The sequence below is a fragment of the Psychrobacter sp. TS_SC_6 genome (assembly GCF_056156305.1).
The window spans coordinates 1,407,058-1,431,654 of the sequence record NZ_CM149590.1; the positions used below are offsets into that span (position 1 = coordinate 1,407,058).

The 24,597-nt window shown below is 42.0% G+C and carries 18 protein-coding genes; 10 read left to right on the top strand and 8 right to left on the bottom strand.

Features of this window, described 5'->3' with window-relative positions; translation table 11 throughout:
* Window positions 1-12 precede the first annotated feature (12 nt).
* The 3 genes from AC0J5Y_RS06015 to aspS form a co-directional block, all read right to left on the bottom strand.
* Window positions 13-813: a glycosyltransferase gene (locus AC0J5Y_RS06015; RefSeq protein WP_475131990.1), complete on the bottom strand. Its 801-nt coding sequence runs from the start codon at window positions 811-813 to the stop codon at window positions 13-15.
* A gap of 250 nt (window positions 814-1,063) precedes the next feature.
* Entirely contained in the window at window positions 1,064-1,990 is a 927-nt protein-coding gene (locus AC0J5Y_RS06020; protein WP_475131991.1) for a lysophospholipid acyltransferase family protein, read from the bottom strand.
* A gap of 67 nt (window positions 1,991-2,057) precedes the next feature.
* A complete protein-coding gene (gene aspS / locus AC0J5Y_RS06025) occupies window positions 2,058-3,884 on the bottom strand; it encodes an aspartate--tRNA ligase (protein ID WP_475131992.1) in 1,827 nt (608 codons plus the stop codon).
* A 363-nt stretch (window positions 3,885-4,247) separates the two neighbouring features.
* Between aspS and sohB the strand changes: the two genes are divergently transcribed.
* The 5 genes from sohB (at window position 4,248) to AC0J5Y_RS06050 (ending at window position 10,116) form a co-directional block, all read left to right on the top strand.
* Window positions 4,248-5,222 (top strand): protease SohB, encoded by a 975-nt coding sequence (sohB, locus tag AC0J5Y_RS06030; protein WP_475131993.1) that lies wholly within the window; start codon window positions 4,248-4,250, stop codon window positions 5,220-5,222.
* A 259-nt stretch (window positions 5,223-5,481) separates the two neighbouring features.
* Window positions 5,482-6,732 (top strand): acyl-CoA dehydrogenase family protein, encoded by a 1,251-nt coding sequence (locus tag AC0J5Y_RS06035; protein ID WP_475132107.1) that lies wholly within the window; start codon window positions 5,482-5,484, stop codon window positions 6,730-6,732.
* A gap of 229 nt (window positions 6,733-6,961) precedes the next feature.
* The gene (locus tag AC0J5Y_RS06040) at window positions 6,962-8,260 is read left to right on the top strand and encodes a phosphotransferase family protein (RefSeq protein ID WP_475131994.1); all 1,299 of its coding nucleotides are present in this window, start codon (window positions 6,962-6,964) and stop codon (window positions 8,258-8,260) included.
* Window positions 8,261-8,332: 72 nt separating this feature from the next.
* On the top strand, window positions 8,333-9,097 hold the full coding sequence (locus AC0J5Y_RS06045; protein ID WP_475131995.1) for a histidine phosphatase family protein: 765 nt from the start codon (window positions 8,333-8,335) through the stop codon (window positions 9,095-9,097).
* Between the two features lie 149 nt (window positions 9,098-9,246).
* Window positions 9,247-10,116, top strand: a complete 870-nt coding sequence (locus tag AC0J5Y_RS06050) for an SDR family oxidoreductase (RefSeq protein WP_475131996.1) — start codon at window positions 9,247-9,249, stop codon at window positions 10,114-10,116.
* 95 nt (window positions 10,117-10,211) lie between these two features.
* Here the strand turns inward: AC0J5Y_RS06050 and AC0J5Y_RS06055 are convergent, their stop codons facing one another.
* The 3 genes from AC0J5Y_RS06055 to AC0J5Y_RS06065 all read right to left on the bottom strand — a co-directional run bounded on the left by AC0J5Y_RS06055 (window position 10,212) and on the right by AC0J5Y_RS06065 (window position 15,190).
* The gene (locus AC0J5Y_RS06055; protein WP_475131997.1) at window positions 10,212-11,912 is read right to left on the bottom strand and encodes an AMP-binding protein; all 1,701 of its coding nucleotides are present in this window, start codon (window positions 11,910-11,912) and stop codon (window positions 10,212-10,214) included.
* Between the two features lie 563 nt (window positions 11,913-12,475).
* The gene (locus AC0J5Y_RS06060) at window positions 12,476-14,173 is read right to left on the bottom strand and encodes an AMP-binding protein (RefSeq protein ID WP_475131998.1); all 1,698 of its coding nucleotides are present in this window, start codon (window positions 14,171-14,173) and stop codon (window positions 12,476-12,478) included.
* Window positions 14,174-14,620: 447 nt separating this feature from the next.
* Window positions 14,621-15,190: a thioesterase family protein gene (locus AC0J5Y_RS06065; RefSeq protein WP_475131999.1), complete on the bottom strand. Its 570-nt coding sequence runs from the start codon at window positions 15,188-15,190 to the stop codon at window positions 14,621-14,623.
* 359 nt (window positions 15,191-15,549) lie between these two features.
* On the opposite strand from AC0J5Y_RS06065, the gene xthA reads away from it, so the two are divergent.
* The 3 genes from xthA (at window position 15,550) to AC0J5Y_RS06080 (ending at window position 18,316) form a co-directional block, all read left to right on the top strand.
* Complete coding sequence (xthA, locus tag AC0J5Y_RS06070) at window positions 15,550-16,374, top strand: exodeoxyribonuclease III (RefSeq protein WP_475132000.1); 825 nt, start codon at window positions 15,550-15,552, stop codon at window positions 16,372-16,374.
* A gap of 66 nt (window positions 16,375-16,440) precedes the next feature.
* Window positions 16,441-17,664, top strand: a complete 1,224-nt coding sequence (gene argJ, locus AC0J5Y_RS06075; RefSeq protein WP_475132001.1) for a bifunctional glutamate N-acetyltransferase/amino-acid acetyltransferase ArgJ — start codon at window positions 16,441-16,443, stop codon at window positions 17,662-17,664.
* Window positions 17,665-17,917: 253 nt separating this feature from the next.
* Window positions 17,918-18,316, top strand: a complete 399-nt coding sequence (locus AC0J5Y_RS06080) for a DUF4377 domain-containing protein (RefSeq protein WP_475132002.1) — start codon at window positions 17,918-17,920, stop codon at window positions 18,314-18,316.
* 119 nt (window positions 18,317-18,435) lie between these two features.
* Here the strand turns inward: AC0J5Y_RS06080 and AC0J5Y_RS06085 are convergent, their stop codons facing one another.
* On the bottom strand, window positions 18,436-19,869 hold the full coding sequence (locus AC0J5Y_RS06085; RefSeq protein WP_475132003.1) for an L-serine ammonia-lyase: 1,434 nt from the start codon (window positions 19,867-19,869) through the stop codon (window positions 18,436-18,438).
* Window positions 19,870-20,434: 565 nt separating this feature from the next.
* Between AC0J5Y_RS06085 and AC0J5Y_RS06090 the strand changes: the two genes are divergently transcribed.
* Window positions 20,435-21,868 (top strand): solute carrier family 23 protein, encoded by a 1,434-nt coding sequence (locus tag AC0J5Y_RS06090; RefSeq protein ID WP_475132004.1) that lies wholly within the window; start codon window positions 20,435-20,437, stop codon window positions 21,866-21,868.
* 255 nt (window positions 21,869-22,123) lie between these two features.
* On the opposite strand, the gene AC0J5Y_RS06095 is transcribed toward AC0J5Y_RS06090, so the two are convergent.
* On the bottom strand, window positions 22,124-23,056 hold the full coding sequence (locus tag AC0J5Y_RS06095) for a DMT family transporter (RefSeq protein WP_475132005.1): 933 nt from the start codon (window positions 23,054-23,056) through the stop codon (window positions 22,124-22,126).
* Window positions 23,057-23,419: 363 nt separating this feature from the next.
* Here AC0J5Y_RS06095 and AC0J5Y_RS06100 point away from each other — a divergent pair, with 363 nt between their 5' ends.
* Window positions 23,420-24,562, top strand: coding sequence for a WG repeat-containing protein (locus AC0J5Y_RS06100; protein ID WP_475132006.1), 1,143 nt, complete (start codon window positions 23,420-23,422; stop codon window positions 24,560-24,562).
* Window positions 24,563-24,597 lie beyond the last annotated feature (35 nt).

A 24,597-nucleotide genomic window follows, 5' to 3' on the forward strand; every position in this document is an offset into this window, starting at 1 on the left:
TTTTTGCGTGTTTCATACCCAATACTCCTTTAACCAAGGGCTCGGCTTCACATGACGATACCATTTTCCGCCGCCGCCATTGATGGCATCTGGTGGATTGATCTCACCATGGAAGATAACGATTTTAGCATCATTTGGCAGAGTAGGTGCCTGCACTAAATTAAAAGGAATAGGTGCAATACACTGATATTTGAAGCTGACACACCAGTCTTTATCCCAGTATTCTAAATGATGATGCTCACGCAAATAGTTAGATAAGTAAGCTTGCTCATGACGAACTTGCGTGCGAATAGTATCAAAATTACGCTCAAAATTTGCCAGTAAATCAGGATACGTATTCATACCGATATTGAAGCGATATACCGAGCTATTGCCAATCATACGCCACGGTTTTTTCCAGTCACGAATGATGACGACGCTATCTTCATGCTCAGCTTCATAAGTAAAAAATCCATCGATATTATCAACGATAACGATATCGATATCTAAAAATAATGCAACGCCTTTGAGGTTATACAGCTCTGGCTTAAAAGTTGTCAGTTTTTTCCAGCCACGCTCAGGTCCTGCAGGCAGATTGAGCTCAGGGATAGGGTGGCAGATAACAGCAGGATCGATACCAGTACTGTCATCGGTTAAGCAAACCATCTGAAAATCTAAAGTTAGGTTACGATGTACCATGTTATATAGGCGGTTGACATATTCAGCACCATATTTATCACCCCATTTCATACAAATGATATAACGCTGCTCAGAGTTTTTACTGTATGTTTGCGTTTGATTGGTTGGTAAATTTTGATTCATGTCAGTTGCCATAGTGCACTCATATTTGTATAAATAAGGGACTAACTCTTAGGAAATTGATAAAGAATAATATAGTTAGAATATCTCAAAAACGCTACAGTGCTGCTGGTATAAATTTTTTGCAGCCTCTGTCTGCGTAGGCACAGCAAGCAAGAAAAATTAATATCAGCAGTACTTGATGTATCGATACTACTTTTCCCTGACTATAGAATTAAGAGGGTATTAGTAGTGTACACATTTCACTGTATTGATTTTAGTGACTTTATTGGTCATCGGCACTAGCATGATATTTGCGAATAAATGCGGCTAGATGAGCTTCATCGGTGTTATAAGGGTTGTCTATCATAGGGATATGCTTAAAGCGTCGATACCCCCACATGTAATGACTGTAATTGTCTTCAATCATACGTTGCATTGCTAGATTGAGTGCATAAGCTGCCGTTTCAGTATTGCGATCATATAATGCTGGGTCATCGAGTTTATAGCAATAAATATCAAAGCCATGCCCGTCGTCGCGGCGAATACATGCCAATCCGACCAGTGAGCATTTGGTTTTACTAGCAAGTTTGGAGGCGAGGGTACTGGTCAACGTTTCAATGCCAAAAAATGGCACGATAACACCGCCTGAGGGGTCAGGAACATGGTCAGGTAAGACGATACTAAAACCGCCTTGTTTAAGGGTCTTAAATATTGCCTTTACACCGCTACCATCCGTCGGTACCAATGTCGCATTGAGGCGTGCACGACCTTGCAATATAAAATTGTTGGTAATGTCATCTTTTACGGGCTTATACATGATGGTTGGCGAGCCAAATTGATTGAGCCAAGCATTCATCATCTCCCACGTCCCCAAATGCGGTACGATCGCGAGCATGCCGTTAGGATTAGCAAGTCCCTCAAGCAAGATGTCTTTATTATGGACATCACAAACTTGAGCGATACTCCAATCAGGTGGCATCGCCCAACTTTTGATTGATTCAATGCTGGTTAAACATTGATGATAGATAATATCTTTGATTAACGCTTGTTTCTGTAAATCAGATAACTTAGGTGCAATCAGTGCTATGTTGATTTTAACCGTGCGCATGATACTAGCGCTTGGCATCCTTAAGATTATCCACGCAACAAAACGTGCCAGCATCTGCAATACAGACAGTGGCACGATTTTGAAAATATAATACGGATTCATGACCAGTCACACAGTGATGAATCACGTAATAAGCACTGTAAAAAATAGCTTCGCATGATCAGACTATTTATTCAGCAGACTTACTGGTGTCAGCTTGTACTTTTTCACGGACACGAATACCAAGCTCACGTAGCTGCTTGGTATTCACCTCAGCCGGTGCTTGCGTTAGCGGACATTCAGCAGTTTTGGTTTTTGGGAAAGCAATCACGTCACGGATAGAGGTTGCACCTACCATTAGCATGATTAAGCGATCTAGACCAAAGGCCAAACCACCATGTGGCGGCGCACCGAATTTTAATGCATCAAGTAAGAAGCCAAACTTGTCTTCTGCTTCTTGATCATCAATACCTAATGCTTCAAATACGGCTGTTTGCATCTCAAGCGTATTGATACGTAAACTACCACCGCCCACTTCAGTACCGTTCAATACCATATCATAAGCGATAGAAAGAGCAGATTCAGGATTGGTTTTTAATTCTTCAACCGAGCCTTTTGGCTTAGTAAATGGATGGTGCATTGATGTCCAGCGACCATCTTCAGTTTCTTCAAACATCGGGAAGTCAGTTACCCAAAGTGGTGCCCACTCACAAGTGGTCATTTCTAAATCTAGACCAATCTTTTGACGTAGTGCGCCGATGGCATCATTCACCACACTGGCTTTATCCGCACCAAAGAAGATAATATCATTGCTTTGTGCGCCAGTACGCTCAATCAGGCTTGCTAGTACTTCATCAGTCATATTCTTAATGATAGGAGACTGTAGACCAGATTCTTTATCCACACCGTTATTGATGTTGCTGGCGTCATTGACTTTAATATAAGCCAGACCGCGTGCACCATAGATACCAACGAACTTGGTATAGGCATCGATTTGCTTGCGGCTTAATGAAGCACCACCTGGTATACGTAGGGCAGCAACACGACCTTTAGGATCGTTAGCAGGACCGGCAAACACTTTAAAATCAACGTCTTTCATCAAGTCTGCAACGTCAATCAATTTAAGCGGAATACGCAAGTCAGGCTTGTCTGAGGCATAATCACGCATGGCTTCAGCATAAGTCATACGTGGGAACTGTTCAAACTCAATATCCATCATCGTTTTGAAGACATGCTTAATCAGACCTTCGTTGATATTCATGATTTCTTCTTCATTTAAGAAAGAAGTCTCAATATCAACTTGGGTAAATTCAGGCTGACGATCCGCACGTAAATCCTCATCACGGAAGCACTTAGCAATTTGGTAATAGCGGTCAAAACCGGCTACCATCAATAATTGCTTAAACAGCTGTGGCGACTGTGGTAAGGCAAAGAAGCTACCCGGACGTGTGCGAGAAGGCACAAGATAATCACGCGCGCCTTCTGGCGTTGCACGAGTCAAGATAGGGGTTTCTACGTCCAAAAAGCCATGATCGTCTAGGTAACGACGAATCGCTGAGGTGGCTTTAGCACGGAATACCATACGATCTTGCATTTGTGGACGGCGCATATCAAGATAGCGATATTTAAGACGCAAATCTTCTGATACCGTGCTTTTCTCATCATTCAATGGGAATGGCGGAGTTTCAGACTTTGCAAGCACTTCGATTTCTTTGGCCAACAGCTCAATATGACCACTGGTCATATTAGCGTTTTCAGTGCCCGCGTAGCGTTGACGGACACGACCTGTGATTTTTAGTACATATTCAGGACGTACCGCATCAGCAGTAGCGAACGCTTCTGGGGTATCAGGATCGACAACGACCTGCAAGATACCAGCGCGGTCACGCATGTCTAAGAAAATCACGCCACCGTGATCGCGACGACGATGTACCCAGCCTACGACACTAATGGTTTGCTCAATTAAGCTTTCGGTTACGGCTCCGCAATATTCGTCTCGGTATTCGCTATGCGTCATAATATAATTATCCAGTTGTCAGCCCAATTCGAAATACAATAATGCAGCCATCGTTACGCTTCTTTTAGCTAAATAAGTTGTTAGCTAAAAGAAGCGCAAACAACGCGATTAAGACAAATAGTCATCACGTTGGCTACAGAAAATTTGGTGTAAACGTATATTATGCCTAATCTGCCTTTGTTATACAACCGAATCAGCCCAATCAAAGCTTAGTAAAGATGGCTGTAAGCCGTATTTGTGCCGTAACAATTGCATTAGGTTAAATATTGCTCCTTCGCTTGAAAAGATAAGCGCGCGTGCGCATATCAGCCTAACCTATAAAATTACACTAAGACCGTCTTAATCATTTAAGGAATCGTACTCATGCTTTTTAATCCTTCTAAAAACCCTGTTGAGCTAAGAGTTATCCATCTGAATAAAAACCAAGAGCAGCGCCGTGAAGATTTGATGGAAGCGACTCAAGGTAAAGCTGCCCTCAAACAATTCAAAAAAACACTGGCTAAAAAAGGAAAACAAGCATTAAAGACGAAAAACAAGAAAAAAAATAGCGATAGCAAGCAGCAGGTTTTTGTACTCGACTTTGATGGTGATATCAAAGCTACTGCGGTTAAGCATCTACGTGAAGAGATTAGCACGCTTATCAGCACGGCGAATAAGGGCGATGAAGTGGTGGTGCGCCTAGAGTCGGGCGGCGGTTTGGTTCATGGCTATGGTTTGGCAGCAGCACAACTGGCTCGCCTAAAAGATGCTGGTTTGAAACTCACGGTCTGCGTCGATAAGGTCGCAGCCAGTGGTGGCTATATGATGGCCTGCGTAGCGGACAACATTGTAGCGGCACCATTTGCTATTATTGGCTCTATCGGTGTGGTATCACAACTGCCCAACTTCCATAAATGGCTCAAAAATCATGATGTCGATTATGAGATGTTTACGGCTGGTGATTATAAGCGTACTGTGACCGTATTTGGTGAAAATGATGATGAAGATCGTGCCAAATACCAAGAAGAACTAGAGCAAACACATGAGTTGTTTAAGCACTTTGTCAATCGTTATCGCGGTATGCTTGATGTAGATAAAGTTGCAACAGGTGAGCATTGGTACGGTGAAGATGCGCTGCATTTGAACTTGGTAGATAAGCTACAGACATCAGACAGTTATCTATTAGAGCGCATGGAAAACAACGAAGTGTACGCGCTGCAATCGCGTCAAAAGCCAACACTGGCAGAAAAGTTGGGTCTGTCGCAAGCAGCAGAAGCGACCATCAGCATGGCGGTTGATAAGCTGCCAGAGGCATTAGCACGATTTGACTTTAATAGTCGTTTAAATATCCTTAAATAAGATTCAGAGATGAAGGCTAAATGCATAACTAATCTTTAGCGTTTTAACTTAAATTCATACATTGTTTGTATTTTGTAAAAGGCGTGTCCTAACGGGTCGCGCCTTTTTGCTGTTTAAAAATAATCGCTGTGTTATAAATGGTGCACGCGATACAGAGTTTACGTACGTACACTATGAATATTGTCATTAAACTTGTTATAAAAACGTGATTGAAATAATTAATAAGGATAGGGAAATCATTATGTCTAGCAATGCCTTAATGTTTACAGCAACAGAACATGGTCAAGCCATGCATGCCCAAGTAAAAGCCTTTATCGAAACCTATATCGAGCCCATTGAAGCACAGTTTTGGGCAGACTGTCATCAGCAAAATCCTGATGGTAATTGGAAAAATTGGCAGTGGCCAGAGCCGTATGAAAGCTTACGTAAGCAGGCACGTGAAGCTGGTTTATGGAATCTGTTCCTTCCGGATGATACGCTAGGGGCAGGGCTGTCGGTTACCGATTATGCACCGATTGCTGAGCTGACAGGTCGCAGTTTACTAGCACCTTACGTGTTTAACTGTAATGCTCCTGATAGCGGTAATATGGAATTACTATGGCGTTATGGTTCTAAAGAGCAGCAAGACAAATGGCTTACGCCAATCTTAGAAGGTAGAACGCGCTCGGTGTTTTGTATGACTGAGCCTGATGTGGCGTCAAGTGATGCCACCAATATGCAGGCGACTGCGGTTGTCGATGGCGATGAGATTATTATCAATGGTAGTAAATGGTGGTCGTCCGGTCTTGGTGACCCTGCAGTTGATATATTGATTGTCATGGCCTATACCCCTGATGACAGTAAAGACCGTCATCATCAGCATTCGATGGTATTGGTTCCAGCAAAAACTGCAGGCGTCAATATCGAGCGCATGCTAAAAGTATTTGGCGATTATGATGCGCCGCATGGTCATGGTGAGGTCAGCTTTAATGATGTACGTGTACCCGTTAGCCACTTTATCGGTGGCCCTGGTATGGGCTTTGAGATTGCGCAAGGTCGTCTAGGACCAGGTCGCATTCATCATTGCATGCGTTGTATTGGCGCCGCTGAAAAGTCGCTCGAGCTGGCCGTAAAGCGCGGCATGGAGCGTACGGCTTTTGGTAAGCCGTTGCTACAACTGGGTGGTAACTTTGAGCGTATCAGCGATGCCCGTATTAAGATTGATCAAGCCCGTTTGCTGACTCTATACGCCGCACAAAAAATGGACGCGCAAGGCACAAAAGCGGCACTCACAGAAATCTCTGCCATTAAAGTCGTCGCACCGACAGTCTTACAAGAAGTGGTTGATATGGCGATTCAAATCCATGGTGGCATGGGCGTTTGCCAAGATACGATGCTACCGAGTTTTTTTGCTCAAGCACGCGCGCTGCGTTTAGCCGATGGTCCTGATGAAGTGCATAAAACCATGATTGCGAAACTTGAGCTAAAGCGTCAAGGTTTTGGTCGTCCATCTAAAGCGGCAAAGGCGTAGTTTTGATTGCTAACAAACCATATAACCATTGGTTGCAATGTCTATTTGCTTAGAGGCTGTATAAAAACGAGTCAGCGGAACTGAAATAAATTTTTTGCAGCCTCTGTCTGCGAAGGCACAGCAAGCAAGAAAAATTTATACCAGTTCCGCGTTGGAATATAATGTATCTGTTTTATTTGGAATCGAATATATTTTATACAATAAATGACCACATGATAAGGAACATCTTATGGCAACTGACAATCCTGCCAACCATAGCGACGACAAAAATATGGAAATTAATAATCAAATATTGGATAAAGGTGGTGATGTCCGTGATGGTGAAGCGCTTGACGCCAAAGCGGTCAGTAACTGGCTACGCGCCCAAGGAATCGATGTAGCAGGTGAGCCAACGGTTACCCAATTCTCAGGCGGAGCATCAAACTGGACTTACCGTTTGCAATATGAAGGCGAAGATAACGCTGAAAGTAAAAGCCAAGATTTAATCTTACGCCGTCCGCCAAAAGGCACTAAAGCCAAATCAGCACATGACATGGTGCGCGAATACACTGTCCAAAAATCCTTAAAGGATGCTTATCCTTACGTACCTAAAATGATCGCGCTATGTACGGATGAGTCCGTCATCGGTGCCGATTTCTATGTCATGGAGCGTATGGAAGGTATCATTCCTCGTGCCAATTTGCCAAAAGGGATTGATTTAAACGAAGAGCAAACGCGTGCATTATGTACCAATGTTATTGACGCTTTAGTTGAGCTGCACCAAGTAGATTATAAAGCGCATCCTGATTTAGTGAATCTTGGGCGTGGCGAAGGTTATTGCGAGCGCCAAGTAACAGGTTGGGATAAGCGTTATGTCAAAGCTAAAACACCTAACGTCCCAAGTTTTGCATTAGTACGTCAATGGCTTGGCAAGCATACGCCTGCTGATAGTAAGACTTGCTTGATTCACAATGATTGGCGTTTTGACAACGTCATTTTAGATGCCGCAGATCCAACTAAAGTTATCGGCGTGCTTGATTGGGAAATGGCGACACTTGGTGATCCTTTGATGGATTTGGGTAGCGCCTTGGCATACTGGATTGAGGAAGATGACAATATCATCATGCAGCAGTCACGCCGTCAGCCGACACATTTAAAAGGTATGATGACCCGTGATGAAGTGGTTGCTTATTATCTTGAAAAGACGGGGTTAGAGATAGATAACTGGACGTTTTACGAGGTGTTTGGTCTATTCCGTTTAGCCAGTATCGTTCAACAAATTTACTACCGCTATTATCACAAACAAACCACAAATCCTGCGTTTAAGAACTTCTGGATTATCGTCCATGTACTACATGCTAAATGTCTAAAGCTGATTGCTCAGTATGAAGGCGAAGCGCTATTTACCACTCATATGCAGCCGCATTTGCAAGATATGGGCGTCGATGCTGCTGCTATCGAGAAGCTACCCAGTCCCATAAAAGCGGTTATCAAAGGGATTTTGCCAAAGAGTTATTTTGTGCAAAGCTCTAATAAAGTGGAAGAGTAAAACTGAAGAATAATTAACTGAAAATGTATCAAACAATGCATTTAAAAAGTGTCAAAAATAAGGCGATACGTTATGACAACTCTGCTTTTAGCGCGTCATGGTCAAGCATCATTTGGTCAAGAAAATTATGACCAGCTGTCAGAGTTAGGCGGCATTCAAGCACAAATGCTCGGTCAGCATTATGCCATCACCCAGCGCCGCATTGATGCTATTTTTACCGGTAGCTTAGTCAGACAACAAGATTCTGCACGGCACTTTTGGGATAGCTATCAGTCTTCTATTACTGTTAATAATGAGAGTGAAACGCCTATATTACCTGCTATTAATATAGACGATCCTGATAGTTATATTTTGCCGCAGTTTGATGAATTTAATCATAAGGATGTTTTTGTTAAATCAGATCCAGCATTCAGCACTCGAGCATCAATTACAGCTGAGATTGCTAAAGCGGATGTACCGATGACACGTTTGGCTGAGCTATTTGATAAGGCGATGCAGCGCTGGCATGGCGGTGATTATGATCAAGATTATATAGAAAGCTGGTCACAGTTTAATGAGCGCGCTAAGCAAGCGCTTGAGCAAATACGCATACAAGTGGCAACGCTAAATTTAACTCGTGATAGTACGGTATTGGTATTTACTTCTGGCGGTGTGATTGCGGCTATTACCGCGCAGTTATTACAACAAGGCAGTCAGACTGCGTATCAAATCAATAAAAGCTTGGTTAATACGGGCGTGACCTCTATTACTTTAAAAGAGCAGCATTCGCATTTACTGTCATTAAATGAATATAGTCATTTATTCGCTGATGGTAAGCGTTTTGTCACATGGCGATAATTCAAGATGAGTTGCTAAAACTTTGTTATAAAAAGGCTATAGACAGTCTATAGAAGCGGGTGGTTAGCACAGATAACACCAAAGCCAGATAGACAGTTGGAAGTGTTTACGTTATCTTGAAGTTATCATTGATACATAAGAGAATGTCCATGCAAAATAAATTACTGAACCTAGTGGCAAAAAAAGCTATTAAACGTAAAAATCAATTATTTGGCGCGGTCCAACCAGAATGTTATTTAAAAGGTTTAAATAAACAGCAGATCGGTCGTGGCAAGACAGTTTTAATCACGGGTGCCAGCTCAGGATTGGGCGAGGGCATGGCGAGATTGTTTGCTAAGCTTGGCTATAATTTGGCAATTTGTGCGCGTCGTACTGATCGTTTGGAGAGTCTACAAACAGAGCTGATGGCACAATATCCTGATATTCGAATTGAGTATCGCGTGCTAGACGTTAGTGATTATGATGCAATTTTTGAGGTGTTTGATGACTTCACGGCTGACTTTGGTCATATTGATCGTGTCGTGGTCAATGCAGGTATTGGCGAGAGCCGCCGTATTGGCAAAGGACGCTTTGATACCAACCGCCGTACGGTTGAGATTAACTTTATCTCAGCGCTCGCGCAGTGTGAAGCAGCGATGAGTATCTTTCGCACACAAAATAGCGGCCACCTGGTCGTGATATCAAGTATGTCAGCGATGCGTGGATTGCCTAAGCACTTGACTGCCTATGGTGCGAGTAAAGCAGGTCTGGCACATTTGGCAGAGGGTATCCGTGCTGATATGCTATTAACCAAACTGCCGATTCAAGTCTCTACTATTTATCCAGGCTATATCCGTACTGAAATCAATGAAAATGCTAAGCCTTTACCGTTTGAAGTCGATGCTGAGACTGGTACCAAGGCAATTGTGGCAGCGATTGAGGCTGGCGTGGAAGAAGCTTGTGTCCCAAGCTTACCCTGGTCTATTGTCGGTCAAGCAATGAAGCATTTGCCATTGCAGGTGGTCAATAAAGTCAGTTAGCACAAACCATGTTGATGATATTAAGAAAAGATAATAAAAAGCCCTCAATATTAATATTGAGGGCTTTTTATTATCTTAATTCTAAAGCTCAAGTACTACAAGGTTTGAGGGTTATCTGACATGTGTTTTTCACGCAGTTTTTGACGCAATATTTTACCCACATTACTCTTTGGCAACTCACTCACAAATTCAATATGACGTGGGCATTTGTAGCCAGTCAAATTGTCCAAGGCAAATTCTTTAATATCACTTTTGGTAACATTGTTATCAGCAGGGACGATATAAATTTTGACTGCTTCGCCTTGATGCTCATCAGAAATGCCAATCACTGCGCAATCAATAATACCTTTGCAATCTAGCATAACTGACTCAATCTCATTTGGAAAGACGTTAAATCCTGATACCAAAATCATGTCTTTTTTACGATCAAGTAAAGTGATATAGCCTTTTTCGTCCATACTAATGATATCACCAGTACGGAAATAACCCTCTTGAGTAAAGTCATTGGTGTTGTCTTTATTAAAATAGCCTGAGGTGATATTTGGTCCTTTAATGCACATTTCACCAGACTGATTAAAACCTACGGTCTCGCCATTATCATCGACCACAATGACATCGACACTAGGTACAGGAATGCCAATAGTGCCATTGAACTTGCGATCAGTAATGACGTTAGCAGTACCTGCTGCAACCCCTTCAGTCATACCCCAACCCTCAACCATCGGGCAGCCAGTGACTTCTAACCAGCGCGCTGCCGTCTGCTCAGTCGCCGCCATACCGCCTGCTTGTGAGATACGTAATGCGCTAAAATCTAGGTTTTTAAAGGTTGGTTGATCAAGTAGTCCTTTAAATAAGGTATTAACGGCAGGAAAAATATGGAAAGGCTGTTTTGATAAGGTTTTAACAAATCCCGGCATGTCTCGTGGATTAGGTATTAATATAAAAGTATAACCCGAACGCATACCTAGCAAGCTCAGCATAAAAGCAAATATATGATATAGCGGCAATGCCATGACCATATTGATGTACACCTCATTGATATCAGAGGTAACAGGGCGATACCATGCTTCTGACTGCATGGCAGCAGCGACAACGTTACGCTGAGTTAAAATAGCACCTTTAGACAGCCCCGTTGTACCACCAGTATATTGTAAAATAGCTTTTTGTTGCAGTGAGGTTTTTGGTGTTTGAAAAGGCAGGTTTTTGCCTTTTTTAAGCACATCAGGGAATTTGGTAACATTATACTTAGGGTCATTCAGGTTGTACTTAGGCACTAAGCGTTTGACCTGACGAATAACGGTATTGACCAAAATACCCTTTAGTCCCATCATGTCACCCATTTTCGATAGGACAATACGTTTGATGTTCGTCTCTTCAATGACTTGTTCAAGTGCTTGAGCAAAGTTATCGACGACAAAAATAACCTGAGCGCCTGAATCATTGAGTTGATGACGTAGCTCACGACCAGTGTACAGTGGGTTGATAGGGGTGCAAACATAGCCGGCGCGCAATATACCGATCATCGTCGGTAAGTATTGCGGTACGTTTGGCATCATGACTGCCACTACGCTACCTTTGGGGATATCTTGTGCTTGCAACCAAGCAGCGACAGCAAGAGACGCTTTGTCCACATCTCCATAAGTATGAGAAACGCCCATACAGATGGTCATAGGATGCATACGGAAGCGGTCAAAACACTCTTCGTATAACTCGATGAGACTTTCATACTGATCAGGATTAATAGTCTTGGGTACGTTTGCTGGATATTGAGCAAGCCAAGGTTTATCTGTTGTCATACTAAGCGTCCTTAAATTTGCGATCAGTTAAGGCTCTATACAAAAGTAGTCACATCCATGTCAACAATATGAGTCATCGCCAGTTAAGCGGTGGATTGTCGAGTGCTATCCCATTTATTCACAAACTGCTAAAATACGGCGGCCTTTATACAAGGTGATTGAACTAAAAATCCATTTAACCACGCAGAAAACTCATCTGAATAGATTAAATGGCTGGTTTGTAATTATTTTTGAAAAACGTACTGCTGTTTAAGGTCAATTAATTAACCTCAGTTAAATATATTACTGACTCAATATTATAAACAATAGCGTAACATATTTTGGCAATACATTAACATAAGTGTAATTGAGCAAGTTATTGCTATAAAAGAACTTGAGAGTTTGTCGTTATACTTGATATATTGAAAAATATATGTTGCAACTAAGAATAGTTAAGTGATTGCAGAGACAAGATAACACACTAAAGATGCTAATAGAGCTCAAAATTGATCAACGGTATGGTTAATAAAAAAGCGCCTTGCATCTAATGCAAGGCGCTCTTGACAATTAAAAGGCTGCTTTAATTATAGTTGAGGATTGTCTATCATATGCTTCTCGCGAAGTTTTTGACGTAATACTTTACCGACGTTACTTTTTGGTAGCTCAGTAACAAACTCGATATGACGTGGACATTTATAACCAGTCATATTGTCTAAAGCAAACTCTTTAATAGAGCTTTTGGTGACATTGTTGTCAGCAGGGACAACATAGATTTTGACCGCTTCCCCTTGATTCTCATCAGGGATGCCGATGACAGCACAATCAATAATGCCGTCACAATCAAGCATGATCGACTCGATCTCATTTGGGAATACATTAAATCCTGACACCAAAATCATGTCTTTTTTACGGTCTAATAGTCTAAAGTAGCCTTTTTCGTCCATGCTGACGATATCGCCAGTGCGAAAGTAGCCATCTTTGGTAAAGTCATCACTACTGTCTCGATTTAGATAACCTGAGGTGACGTTAGGTCCTTTAACACACATCTCGCCTGCTTGATTGGCACCGACAGGGTTGCCCTCGTCATCGATAATAATGACATCAACACTAGGGACAGGGACGCCAATCGTACCATTAAACTTGCGATCAGTGATGACGTTGGCAGTACCAACAGCAACCCCTTCTGTCATACCCCAACCCTCAATCATAGCGCAGCCTGTCGTCTCAAGCCAGCGTCTTGCTGTTTGCTCAGTCGCCGCCATGCCGCCTGCTTGTGAGATGCGTAGTGAGCTAAAATCTAGGTTTTTAAAGTTCGGATTGTCGAGTAAACCTTTAAATAAGGTATTGACCGCAGGGAAAATATGGAAGGGCTGTTTTGATAACGTCTTAATAAAGCCTGGTATATCACGCGGGTTAGGAACCAATATAAAGGTGTAGCCTGCACGCATACCCAGTGAGCTCAGCATAAAAGCAAAAATATGATACAACGGCAGTGCCATCACCATATTGATATATACCTCATTAATCTCTGAGGTAATAGGGCGAGTCCAAGCTTCTGACTGCATCGCGCCTGCGACAATATTACGCTGAGATAAAATAGCGCCTTTAGAAAGCCCTGTTGTACCACCTGTGTATTGCAAAAAGGCGGTTTGACTCAAAGAAAGTTTTGGCTTTTGGAACGGCAGGTTTTTGCCTTTTTTAAGCACATCAGGGAACTTGGTGACATCATATTTTGGGTCATTCAGATTATACTTGGGTACCAAGCGTTTGACCTGACGGATAATAGTGTTGACCAAAATACCTTTTAGACCCATCATATCGCCCATTTTTGACAGGATGATGTGTTTGATATGGGTTTCTTCAATGACCTGCTCAAGTGCTTGAGCAAAGTTATCGACGACAAAAATAACCTGAGCGCCAGAGTCGTTTAATTGATGGCGTAGCTCGCGGCCAGTATACAGAGGATTTACGGGGGTACAGATATAACCGGCGCGCAAAATACCAATCATCGTTGGTAAGTATTGGGGCACGTTTGGCATCATAAGCGCGACTACGCTACCTTGAGGCAGACCTTTTGCCTGTAACCATGCAGCAACCGCGATAGAGGCTCTATCAACATCGTCGTAGGTATGAGTAACACCCATACAGATGGTCATCGGATGCATGCGAAAGCGATCAAAGCACTCTTCATATAGCTCCATAATACTGCTATATTTGTCTGGATCAATCGTCTTTGGCACACCAATAGGGTAATTTGCAAGCCAAGGTTTATTTGGCGTCATAGTCAGCGTCCTTGAAATATGAGAGAGGTTAAATGTTGCTGGCTAAGCAGTCAGATCCGTGTCAATAAAAAAACAGCGCTGACATGAAAGCGATCGCTGAATTTGATAATATCCTTATCTATTGACAGACTGCTGGTGTTATTGGGTTATTTGGCATTAGCAAATGGTAAAAAATAAGTATTTCATTAAAAAGCTAGGTAATGAATCTTATAAAACAACGGAATGATTTTTACTGATTACCTGCCACAAAAAAATAATATATCAAATATATAATGATACATTTAAGCAATACGTTAGCATGAATATTGTTTAAGGAACTACGAGGATAAGAGTACTGCTCAGTACAGGCAGTATTCTTTTACATGAATATAGAATGATTCTGCGCAAGATTGTCATAGAAAAAATAGCTTTTTCTAAAGGTATTTAAGAAATCAATTGTTATAAAAGTTATTTATTAGCTGAGGAAATGGCTTGCTCAATAGCAACCCGTAATTTTTTTGGCACACGAATAGGTCGCATTGGCGCGGTATTTGAGAGGGTTTTATTTGACGCATCATTCTCTATAGCATCCGGTGTGATTTGATTTTGTACACAGGCAACAACGATTTTAGTACTGCTTAGCAAAACCACTTCTACATTGTCAGCAGTGTGATCTTGAGAGTGCTGACGATAAATGCTTTGATAAAATACAATGCTGGCAGGTTTTATCTCAACGTTATCAATGCGTACGTTAATGGTTTCATCTAACAAAATAGCGCGCTTATATTGTAAGTCCGCTTGCGTGACGACGAAATGCTGAATTTGACCGTCATTGGTCTCCAAAAAATAACCATTTAAACCAAGCTGAGTAAACCAATCTCGGCGGCAGTTTTCGAAGAACACCAAGTGATTGGCATGATAGACTATACCGCCAGCGTCAGTATGATTGATGTATACCTTATAGTTAGTCGAAAACAATGGTGTGGTTGTAAGAGATTGGGATGCGGAAGTTGGGTTCTTATCAGTTGCTTTTGTCATAATAATGCTCAATAGATTTTTAATAATAAAGTGTTATAAGTTGTTTAAATGCCGCTGCTTGATAAGCATGAGTTAATAAAAAGTAGGAAAGTCAATAAGAACGGCTTGATAGCATGTTTTGATAAAATGACATGGCAAACAGCCAAGTAATTAGACCAAACAAACACTCTAACTCAAGATGTAAAAGGGTGCAACAGCTAGCGTTGTCTATGTCTGTTATCATAACCGTATTTGTTTTATTTTAGAGTGACGATATTTATAAGCGTATTTTACAACCGCGTTTATTCATCAAAGCACTTATTCAGAGTATGACTGTTTGTAGAATTACTATGCTCTCATTTATTAGATTAGGATAATTTATGACCCGTTTTGTTTGTTTTAATATCAATGGTATCCGAGCTCGTCAACATCAGCTAGAGGCGGTGCGAGATATTATCGATCCTGATGTCATGGGTCTGCAAGAAACCAAGGTGCATGATGAGCAGTTTCCCCTTGAAAATGTAGAAGGCTTGGGCTATCACGTAGAGTATTTTGGACAGAAAGCGCATTACGGTGTGGCATTATTATCGAAAGTTGCGCCTATTTTTGTGCAAAAGGGTTTTCCGGGAGAAAATGAAGAGGCGCAAAAACGTTTTATTCATGCGCGTTATGAGTTTGATGGGCGTGAGATTGATGTGCTCAATGGCTATTTTCCACAAGGAGAGAGCCAAGATCATCCGACCAAATTTCCGATGAAGCGTGCTTATTATGCTGATTTAATAGCATATATTGATACGCTAAAAGCAGAAGGGCGCTCGCTGGTGATTATGGGTGATATGAATATCGCCCCAGAAGATATCGATATTGGAATCGGTGAAGTAAATGCTAAGCGTTGGTTGAAAAATAGAAAAACTTCCTTCCTACCTGAGGAGCGTGAGTGGTATAGCAATCTTATGTCACGTGAGTTGACCGATACCTACCGTTTGCATTATCCAGAGAGTACAGAGTTATACAGCTGGTTTGATTATCGCAGTCGCGGTTTTGATGATGATCCTAAGCGTGGATTGCGTATTGATCATATTTTATGTACGCCTAATCTGGTTGAATGTTGTGTTGATGCGGGTATCAGCTATGAGCTGCGCGCTATGGAAAAACCCTCTGACCATGCGCCTATTTGGACAGCATTTGATTTAAACAAAGTATGATGTTTTTACTATTATGACTAGGGCTTTATAAGCAATAAAAATATATCAATAATTAAGGAGTGAGTTATGGCAGTTGGTAATGTTGCAGTACCTGAGATGATTTATCCTATTGAAGGCATCAAGTTGAGCACTACCGCCGCAGGCGTACGTTATAAAGATCGTGATGATTTGGTAGTTATTGAGATTGCAGCTGATGCTGCCACTGCAGTGGTAACGACCAAAAATGCATTTTGCGCTGCGCCTGTGCGCGTATTACGTGAACACTTTGATAAAGCGACACCGCGATATTTGGTGACCAATACTGGTAACGCTAATGCTGGAACCGGTGCTGATGGCAAACGCCGCGCCACAGATATCTGTGCGGCGCTGGCTGCTAAAGCTGGCGTGGATAGCGATACGGTATTGCCATTTTCGACGGGTGTTATTGGTGAGCCATTAAATAGTGAGGCAATTATCGCTGGACTAGACAACGCATTAGCCAATCTAGCGCCTGATAATTGGCTTGCTGCTGCAAATGGTATCCGTACAACGGATACCATTCCAAAGCTCGCGAGTAAAAAAATTGATGTTGATGGTAGTAGTTATCATATCACGGGGATGTCAAAAGGCTCAGGTATGATACGTCCCAATATGGCAACTATGCTTGGCTATGTTGCAACCGATGCCAATATTGCTGCTGACTTATTGCAAGAGATGTTAAGTGCTATCAATGAGCAGTCTTTTAACCGTATTACGGTCGATGGTGATACCTCGACCAATGACTGCTGCGTATTGATAGCGACAGGTGCTGCGAGCTCAGATATCATTGATAGCCCTGAGCACCCGCATTATCAGCCAATGTTTGATGCGTTAGCTGAAGTCTTTATACGTTTGGCACAACTGATCGTACGTGATGGTGAAGGCGCTACTAAGTTTATGACGGTAAAAGTCACAGGTGGCAAAACCACGCAAGAATGCTGCGATGTGGCATATGCGGTTGCGCATTCACCTTTGGTCAAAACGGCATTTTTTGCCAGTGATGCTAACTGGGGGCGTATATTAGCAGCCGTCGGTTATGCAGGGATTGAAAACCTTGATACCGAGCAAGTCGATGTTTACTTGGACGAAGTTATGATTTGTCAAAATGGTGGTGTCGCGCTAAGCTACACGGAAGAGGCGGGCAAGACGGTCATGAGTCGCTCTGAGATTACCATTCATATCGATCTTGCACGTGGTGATGCCCATGACACGGTTTATACCTGCGATTTATCTTACGACTATGTCAAAATAAATGCGGACTATCGTAGCTAAAAACTCTTAATACTTACTTATAAAAGACGCTCAGAATCATGATGATTCTGAGCGTCTTTCATTTACTGTTAATTAACAACTGTTGCAAAAGCTGACGTTACGTTACAAAGCAGTTGTAGAGGCGCAGTTACTTTGCACCCTATACTGGTCGAGTTGATAATAAGTGATTAAGTGACATCGAAAAACCGTTTATTCTAAAATGAATAAATCGAATCCAAACACATAAAACTATGAATATATTGAGGATTTTATAATGAAAAATTTAGCATTAGCAGCAGTGATGGCAACGTTTGTTTTATCAGGTTGTTCAACCATGGCAACTGACGATACGCGTACCATGATCGTTGAAGGTGAACCGGCAGTGGTTAAAGTCATTAACATTCCAAGTTTCAAAATAGAGATAGCTCCGCTGAAAGCAGTTTGTGAGCTACAAGCTTCTAATGGTGCCATGATTGAGTCAGAGTGCTTGCAGTATCGCCAAACATATCAGAAGAACTACACCCCTTTAAATGGCAATATTCAAGGCTTTACGTATGAGCCAAATTATCGTTATGTTTTGGACGTTCGCCAAGAAGCGATGATGGATGAAGTAACGAATGCGGTTAAGCCAGTTTGGATACTGAACCAAGTAGTATCAAAAAAAGCAGAATAATTGCTCATTAAGTAGCTTTTGGAATAAATAGCAGTTAGCTCAAAAAAGACCTCTAATCATTAGAGGTCTTTTTTATAATAGGATTTATATGTTCTATTCAGTCATAAGCTGCCCAATCATTAGCATTGGCTGTATTTTACGCTGACGCCATGAGTGGCAGTCGGTATGCGGTTGTCAGCATATACTGCCAATCCACCGCGAGAAGTTTCTTTGTATTTATCTAACATGTCAGCGCCAGTAACTTTCATAGTTTCAATGACTTTGTCTAAAGAGACAAAATGTTGACCATTACCACGACAGGCAAGTCGTGCAGCATTGACTGCTTTGACTGCGCCCATCGCATTGCGCTCGATACAAGGTACTTGGACTAAGCCACCAACAGGATCACAGGTCAGACCCAAGTTATGCTCGATACCAATCTCAGCAGCATTGAGACATTTAGCAGGGTCTCCACCGAGGATTTCTGCCAATGCAGACGCCGCCATTGCACAAGCTGAACCGACTTCACCTTGACAGCCCACTTCGGCGCCTGATATTGAAGCGTTCTGTTTGATTAAGCTGCCAATTGCTGTAGCATTTAACAAAAATTTGCGCGCGCCATCAAGGCTATAGTTTGATAAAAAATCACGATAATAGTGCATTACCGCAGGGATAATACCTGCGGCGCCGTTAGTAGGAGCAGTGACCACATTACCGCCATTGGCGTTTTCTTCATTGACTGCTAAAGCATATAAATCAATCCAATCCATCGCAACCAATTTGTCATTTTGCGCAATCGGCTGGTCTTTTTCAGCACATAGTTGCACATATAATGCTTGAGCGCGGCGTCTTACATCTAAGCCACCCGGTAAAATACCGCTGTTTTGGCAGCCACGGGTCACACAATCTTGCATCGACTCCCAAATAGAATCTAAATACGCAAATACGTCTGCCTGCTCACGGTAATGGCATTCATTTGCTAATACCAGCTCGCTCACGCTCAAGTGATGTTTACGGCATTGTTCTAATAGCTCTGCGGCGCTATTAAAAGGATAAGGAATAACATCGATAGTCGGAGTTGCATTATCTTCATCAGGATTGGTCGCATCTTCTTCATTGATAACAAATCCACCTCCTACGGAATAATAAGTCTGCTGATAATGGCTGCCATTCGCCAAAGACACGCGAATAGTCATAGCGTTCGGATGATAAGGTAGAACCGTCTCATCATACCAGTGAATATCACGCTCTGTATCAAAAACAATAACGTGCTCGCCTGCGATGTTGAGTTGATTGTCTGAAAAGATCGGTGCCAGATATTCACTGGTCAAACGCGTATCGATGGTGCTAGGTGCATGACCAAGTAAGCCCAGTAATATGGCAGTATCTGTAGCATGTCCTTTACCAGTTGCTGCAAGCGAGCCATATAACTCAATCTCTAAAGACTGAATGTTGCTCAGATTGGTTTGCTTTAGGAGTGACTGTACAAATAAGTTAGCCGCTATCATAGGACCAACCGTATGAGAGCTTGATGGGCCAACACCGATTTTGAATAAATCAAAGACACTAATCATAATAAGTTACCAAAAAATAAAAGAGATTCAGAAAAACCACATAGCAAAGACTACTGCGCCCATATAAAATTATAATGGGCAACAATAGATAATAAGTATCGATCATCGATAAATTTAATGCATTGTCTATGAAAATGTTTAAACGGGTTCGTTCGAGTGACGGGTGAATAATAGCTGTTGTTTATTATTAAATTCCGTTATGATGCTCGGCATCAACACTTATGTAACATCCTGTAATTTAGCTATCGCTATAGAATACACAGTATGAGCAGTCAAAGCGTTGAATTTAGTAAAGCATATCTTAGTCAATACAGCTAGTAAAATGTGTTAAAAATATCAAAAATAGCTCTGTATTCATACAAGAATCCGTAGTTAATAAGAGCTAGATTTCATTATTTTCCCATTAACTTTTTATTATATAGACAGCTGTCTCATATAATAGCCACTATTTTTAACCGCGCTTATAGTGAATACCGTTATTTATTATCGCTTTATTTATTCGAGCTATCATTAACCTATATCGTTAGTGAGTTATTATTAGCTTAAGCCTATAGGACAATCGCGCATGATAACCCCTCCAGAAAACTCGTCTCAATCGACGCTGCATAGTCAGAAAGAAACACTAACGCCAAATGTACTAGAAGCAGCAGGTATTGATGTTGCAACTAGTTCTGCGACAATGAACTTACCGCACAATCCAGACTTTGATAATGGTCGCTGGTTTCCAACATGGCGTCCATATGGCGGTGATTTGGATCGGGATCCGGTCGGTATCAATGAGTATTTACCGCCCTCAAAAAGCATGCTGTTGGGTATACAACATACCTTTGCAATGTTTGGGGCGACAGTGCTTGCGCCATTATTAATGGGCTTTGATCCAAACTTAGCTATTTTGATGTCTGGTATTTGTACGGTGATGTTTTTTGTGATTACCGGTGGACGTATGCCAAGTTATTTGGGATCGAGTTTTGCTTTTATTGGTCCTGTGATTGCCGTGACGGCATATGCTGGCGTTGGGTTTAATGCCAATCTGAATGTTGCACTCGGCGGCATTATGGCCTGCGGTATTATTTATGCACTGATAGGTCTGCTGGTCATGAAGACGGGTACAGGCTGGATTGAGCGCTTAATGCCACCGATTGTTACCGGTGCAATCGTCATGATCATTGGTCTTAATTTAGCGCCCGTCACCATTCAAGGAGTATCTGCCAACCAATTTGATGCATGGATGGCCACGTTAACGGTATTGCTTATCAGTGGGGTCGCGGTATTTACCCGCGGCATGCTACGTCGTTTGCTGTTATTAGTTGGCTTGATATTGTCTTATATTGCTTATTTTGTGATGACCAATGTATTGGGCTATGGCGTGCCGATTGATTTTAGTAGTGTGTCGGCGGCTTCATGGTTTGGTATGCCAAGTATTCATGCGCCGCGTTTTGAGATGAGCGCCATTATATTAATTGCCCCTGTCGCCTTTATTTTAGTTGCTGAAAATTTGGGACATTTTAAAGCGGTAGAAGGTATGACTAAAGCGCGAGTAACGCCTTATATGGGGCGCGCCTTCTTAGCTGATGGCTTAGCAACGACTTTTTCGGCAGGTTTTGGTGGTACAGGTGTGACGACTTATGCAGAAAATATCGGCGTGATGGCGGTCACCAAAGTATATAGTACGACTATTTTTGTCGTAGCAGGTTTGGTTGCTATCATGCTGGGCTTGTCACCGAAATTTGGTGCGATTATTCAAACCATTCCGTCAGCATTATTGGGCGGTGCTTCTATCGTGGTTTTTGGTTTGATTGCCATCGCTGGTGCGAAAATTTGGATAGACAGCCATATCGATTTTAGCAAAAACAGCAATCTTATCATCGCAGCAGTCACTGTTATCATGGGAACTGGTAACTTTAGCTTGCATCTAGGCGGCTTTGATTTGGGTGGCATCGGTACGGCTACCTTAACAGCAATTGTGCTTAACGCTCTATTTAATCGCCAAAAAGACTAACTTTTTAACTATAGTTGAAATACTTTAAAGTCGCTACAGTATTGCTGGTGTAAATTTTTTTCAGCCTCTGGTAGCAACGGCACAGCAAGCAAGAAAAATTTGCACCAGCAGTACGTGTTGTATCGATATTACTTTTCACCGACTATATCTTAAGCTTCAAATAACTCACTATATTGATAAGCAAAAGCCACAATTATATTGTGGCTTTTATCGATTATGGCGCTTGTTTATAACCGTTGCTATTTTACATGAGCTTTACTTATAATCACGCTTATAAAACCGTGCAAAAAACCGATAACGGCGTAGGGCGCGTGGTTTAGGCTTTAGCGAACCCAAATAAATGGCAAACATCGTGAGTAACGCACCGCTCCATTGTAAGGTATTGATGGGCTTATCAAGCCATGTATAGTCAATGAGCAATGCTGCAACTGGCTCGGTTAATAATAATAATCCAGTTAGCGCCAAAGACAGTTTGGGGATAGAGTAGGCGATAAGCCCCCATGCTAGGCACTGCATGACTGTACCGTAAATCAATATCCAGCCAATGTCAGACCAAGTATTGGGCAATATATTACCCATATCAAAGACAAACATCGGCACAATCATTGCCAATCCGCCACCAATACTCACCAGTTGCATCAGCATAAATATCGGCGTCGGCTCCGTATCATGGGTTTTACGGATAAAGGTCATTGAAGCTGCGAGCATAGCCCCTGACACGATACCAGTAATAAATCCCCAAGTAGCAGCCTTATTTTGGGCAAATTCTGGGCTACCGATCATTGCCACACCCAACATTGCCAAGACCAAGCTGACAAGCTGTAATATAGATTGGCGCTCGTTGAAGTATAAAAAGCCAATGGCTGCCAAAAAGAAAATCTGTAAGCTGTTTAGTAAGGTTGAAATGCCGGGCCCCACCGCATAGATACTTTCGTGCCACAGCGCCAAATCCAAACCTAAAAATGCGCCCGATAATAAGCCATAAAAAACCGCACGCTTTGAGCGCGGTAGCCGTTGCCCTGTCATTTTTGCCAATACCGCAAACACCACGCCTGAAATAGCCAAGCGCCAAAACGCCATGGCCCAGCCACCGATGTCAACATGAGCGACGATTAAACTGCCCAAACCAAAGATCACACAGCCAATGAGCAAGCCAGTAGCAGCAGAGCGTGAAGAGGCAATAGCCATATATTATCCTTATATCATGACAACTTTTATTTCAATTATTGCGTACTAAAGACATCATCTTTACCACAAGCCGTATTGTCGATGTTTTGAACTAAAATTGAAATGGTTTGATATTATTTTTATTTTATAGTGGTATTTTATGACTTTAGAGAATATGAACTTTTTAAAGTTTCATCTAAAGTATAAGGACAAGCTATTGCCAATTAATATCCTTACAGGAATATCATTGGCGTTTTTACTGCGATTTGTTACCCTCATTTCTACTTTTATATTGCAATATCATCAGCTTAAAAAACTAATACCCTTAAAATATCTCATTTAAATTGCCTCAACCGCCATCATTACTTTAGCTTAGGTTTGCTTATGCTCCAACGTACCTTATCAAAACGATCACTGTCATTAACGACATCTGAAGATCAGTCATCCCTAATAAAGCGCTGTGCTCTGACAATTGGTATGTTAACAACCACGTTATTTGTCATACCAAGCGCGCAAGCTGCCAGTTGTAAAATCCCTAAGAGTTATTATAAAAACGTCTCTTGTACGGCGAGTAGTGGTTATTTCTTAGCGGTGAAAGACTTTGGCGCACCGGTCGCCCTTATCGATAAGCAAGGTAAAAGCCTTGTTGATTTATCGCGCTATCAAAAAGTGGATGCAGATAAAATATCAGCAGGTCTATTGCCTGTCATGCGTAATAGTCACGTCGGTTATCTGAATATGCAAGGTCGTGAAGTGATTCCTGTGATGTACGATGTGCTAAATGATGGTCAAGGTTGGGCGCGTCCGGTTTCTGAAGGGCGTATCGTGGTCAAGCAGGGTGGTCACTATGGCGTCATCGATACGGCAAATAGGACTGTCGTTCCATTTTCAGCAGCGATTAGTGATATTGATGATTACCGAGGCGGCATGGCTCGTGTACGTAAAAACAAAGCGATAAGCTGGCTTGATAAAGAGGGCAATATTAAGAACACCAATACTCAAAATACCGGTGTCAAAAAAGATAATAGTAAAAGTAATGACGGTAAGAGTGCCAAAAACAGCCATGTAACTGACCGACCCGCTGCCAGTAAATCAGAAGTTAAACCTCGTGCTCGCGAAAATAGCACACAGAAAAATTCAGCCTCCATGCCAATTAATCGCTTTACCACGCTACAGCCGCGTCAACAAGATGGTAGATGGGGCTTTGTTGATGATAATAATGTCACTATGATTACGTATTCTTTCGACGAAGTACGTCCATTCTCGGAAGGCCTAGCGGGTGTGCGCATTGATGGAGAGTGGGGCTTTATCAATCTTGGCGGCGAGCTTGTGATTCCTTTTAGCTATAAGGATTTTGATGGCTCTAATAACTTTAACGATTCCAATAATAAGAGCCTCAGTCTTGATAGCCGATATAAGGACAAACCTTCTTTTGTGTTTGTAGCGGATAAGGCTTGGATTGGCAGCTTGGAAAACGGCACTAAGATGTGCATTGACAAAGAAAGCGCGGCTGTCGCTTGTGATTAAATCCTAGTAGCATATTTTATTTTGACCAAAAAAAG

What these genes read in the sequence shown, in the direction of transcription:
- AC0J5Y_RS06090 (WP_475132004.1), top strand. Translation starts at nt 20,435, where the DNA reads ATGATAACCCCTCCAGAAAACTCGTCTCAATCGACGCTGCATAGTCAG.
- AC0J5Y_RS06045 (WP_475131995.1), top strand. Translation starts at nt 8,333, where the DNA reads ATGACAACTCTGCTTTTAGCGCGTCATGGTCAAGCATCATTTGGTCAA.
- AC0J5Y_RS06040 (WP_475131994.1), top strand. Translation starts at nt 6,962, where the DNA reads ATGGCAACTGACAATCCTGCCAACCATAGCGACGACAAAAATATGGAA.
- AC0J5Y_RS06085 (WP_475132003.1), bottom strand. Translation starts at nt 19,869, where the DNA reads ATGATTAGTGTCTTTGATTTATTCAAAATCGGTGTTGGCCCATCAAGC.
- AC0J5Y_RS06035 (WP_475132107.1), top strand. Translation starts at nt 5,482, where the DNA reads ATGTTTACAGCAACAGAACATGGTCAAGCCATGCATGCCCAAGTAAAA.
- AC0J5Y_RS06055 (WP_475131997.1), bottom strand. Translation starts at nt 11,912, where the DNA reads ATGACAACAGATAAACCTTGGCTTGCTCAATATCCAGCAAACGTACCC.
- AC0J5Y_RS06095 (WP_475132005.1), bottom strand. Translation starts at nt 23,056, where the DNA reads ATGGCTATTGCCTCTTCACGCTCTGCTGCTACTGGCTTGCTCATTGGC.
- AC0J5Y_RS06020 (WP_475131991.1), bottom strand. Translation starts at nt 1,990, where the DNA reads ATGAATCCGTATTATATTTTCAAAATCGTGCCACTGTCTGTATTGCAG.
- AC0J5Y_RS06065 (WP_475131999.1), bottom strand. Translation starts at nt 15,190, where the DNA reads ATGACAAAAGCAACTGATAAGAACCCAACTTCCGCATCCCAATCTCTT.
- AC0J5Y_RS06080 (WP_475132002.1), top strand. Translation starts at nt 17,918, where the DNA reads ATGAAAAATTTAGCATTAGCAGCAGTGATGGCAACGTTTGTTTTATCA.
- xthA (WP_475132000.1), top strand. Translation starts at nt 15,550, where the DNA reads ATGACCCGTTTTGTTTGTTTTAATATCAATGGTATCCGAGCTCGTCAA.
- argJ (WP_475132001.1), top strand. Translation starts at nt 16,441, where the DNA reads ATGGCAGTTGGTAATGTTGCAGTACCTGAGATGATTTATCCTATTGAA.
- AC0J5Y_RS06050 (WP_475131996.1), top strand. Translation starts at nt 9,247, where the DNA reads ATGCAAAATAAATTACTGAACCTAGTGGCAAAAAAAGCTATTAAACGT.
- aspS (WP_475131992.1), bottom strand. Translation starts at nt 3,884, where the DNA reads ATGACGCATAGCGAATACCGAGACGAATATTGCGGAGCCGTAACCGAA.
- AC0J5Y_RS06060 (WP_475131998.1), bottom strand. Translation starts at nt 14,173, where the DNA reads ATGACGCCAAATAAACCTTGGCTTGCAAATTACCCTATTGGTGTGCCA.
- sohB (WP_475131993.1), top strand. Translation starts at nt 4,248, where the DNA reads ATGCTTTTTAATCCTTCTAAAAACCCTGTTGAGCTAAGAGTTATCCAT.
- AC0J5Y_RS06015 (WP_475131990.1), bottom strand. Translation starts at nt 813, where the DNA reads ATGGCAACTGACATGAATCAAAATTTACCAACCAATCAAACGCAAACA.
- AC0J5Y_RS06100 (WP_475132006.1), top strand. Translation starts at nt 23,420, where the DNA reads ATGCTCCAACGTACCTTATCAAAACGATCACTGTCATTAACGACATCT.